The organism is Candidatus Hydrogenedentota bacterium, from assembly GCA_012730045.1.
Classification (GTDB): domain Bacteria; phylum Hydrogenedentota; class Hydrogenedentia; order Hydrogenedentales; family CAITNO01; genus JAAYBR01.
Map to the genome: position 1 here is coordinate 1 of JAAYBR010000103.1, position 1,550 is coordinate 1,550.

The window sequence follows — 1,550 nt, forward strand, 5'->3', positions numbered from 1 at the left end:
CGGCGAAGAAGAGTCCGCTGCTGTGGGTGGGCACGTGGGACGGAACGCCCATCGGTATGGCGGGATGCTTTCCCGGGGGGCTGCTGGGGGGAGTGGGATATCCATGGCAGCTGGCCACGGAGGAGATAGAACGGGCGGCGCTGCCCTACCTGCGGACGGTGAGGGACTACTTGAAAACGGTGAAATCGAGCTACAGCCTGCTGGTGAACTGGGTGGACGCCCGGAACGAGACATCGGTGAAGTGGATGAAATGGCTCGGTTTCAATATAGAGGATCCGGCGCCCTACGGCATCGACGGGCTGCCGTTCCATTACGCCTGGATGAGAGGTGAAAAAAATGAGTCTAGCGGCAACCCTTAGCGTGCTGCAGGCCGCCGCGGGCGTCATGACGGCCATCGGGACCTACCAGGCCGGTCAGGCCCAGGCCGCCCAGTACGAAGCCCAGGCCGCCCAGGCGGAACGGCGCGCCCACGAGGAAGTGACGGCCGCCGGGCAGGAGGAGGCCCGGCTGAAGCGGAAGATGGCCGTGATCAAGGGGGAACAGCGGGCGGGGTACGGGGCCTCCGGCTTCGCCCCGGGCACGGGAACGCCCCTGGCGTCCGTCCTGGACACGGAGGGGGAGGGCATGAAGGACGTGGCCACCCTCCGGTACAACGCCCAGGTGCGCCGGGCGGACCTGCTGGACGAGGCGAACAACGCCCGTTCGGCCGCAAAATCGGCGAAGAGCGCCGCCACCTTCAGCGCCGTCACGTCCCTGCTGGGGACGGGGGCCTCGGTGGCGAGCAGCTGGTACAAGATGGGGTACAACCCCTTCAAGGGCGGCACGGCGTCGGGGTGGAACGTGGGCGGATCGGCGGCGGCAGGGTCTCCCCTGACGTACAACGCCACCGGCTACCGGCACCTGTTCCGCAGGGGGCGCTGACATGAGGGTCCCGGTGTACGAGCGGGGGCTCTCCCCGGAGGTGTCCCGGCCCGTGGCGCTGCCCGAGGGGGCGGCCGGCGGGTTCGAGGCGAAGGCGATGCAGCAGGCCGGGCGCATGCTCGGCGACGTGGCCGACGAGGGCGTCAGGATCGCCCTTGACATGCGGCAGAAGGCCGACGACGCGGCCGTACTCGAGGCGGCGAACTCGTGGGACGAGCTGACCACGAAGTACCTGAACGACCCGGACACAGGGCTTTTCAACCGAAAGGGCAAGGGCGCCAAGGGCATGTCCGGCGAGGCGACGGAGTGGTTCGGAAAGCTCGAATCCGATCTCATGAAGGGGCTGGAAAACGAGAACCAGAGGAGCCTCTTCTCGAAATACATCCTCCGGAACCGGAGCAGCAAGGTGGATTCCATCGCCCGGCATGAGCGGGCGGAGTTCCAGAACTACCGGGTGGAGGTGACGAACCAGGCGGTGACGAACGCCGTGAACACCATCGCGGCAAACTACGCCGACGACGGCATATTCGAGGCGCAGCTGGACACTGCGGAGAACGCCCTGCTGACCCTCCTGGCGGACCAGGGGGAGGAAGTGGTCACGGCCAAGGTGAAGGCGCTGCACTCGGCAG

The 1,550-nt window shown here is 67.2% G+C and carries 3 protein-coding genes; all 3 read left to right on the plus strand.

Annotated features, from left to right (window positions below; translation table 11 throughout):
• On the plus strand, window positions 1–359 hold a 359-nt coding region (locus tag GXY15_10820; protein NLV41703.1), incomplete at its 5' end, for a hypothetical protein.
• Complete coding sequence (locus GXY15_10825; protein NLV41704.1) at window positions 337–921, plus strand: hypothetical protein; 585 nt, start codon at window positions 337–339, stop codon at window positions 919–921. The genes GXY15_10820 and GXY15_10825, both read left to right, overlap by 23 nt.
• A 1-nt stretch (window position 922) precedes the next feature.
• Window positions 923–1,550: hypothetical protein (locus tag GXY15_10830; GenBank protein NLV41705.1), on the plus strand; the 628-nt coding region annotated here is incomplete at its 3' end.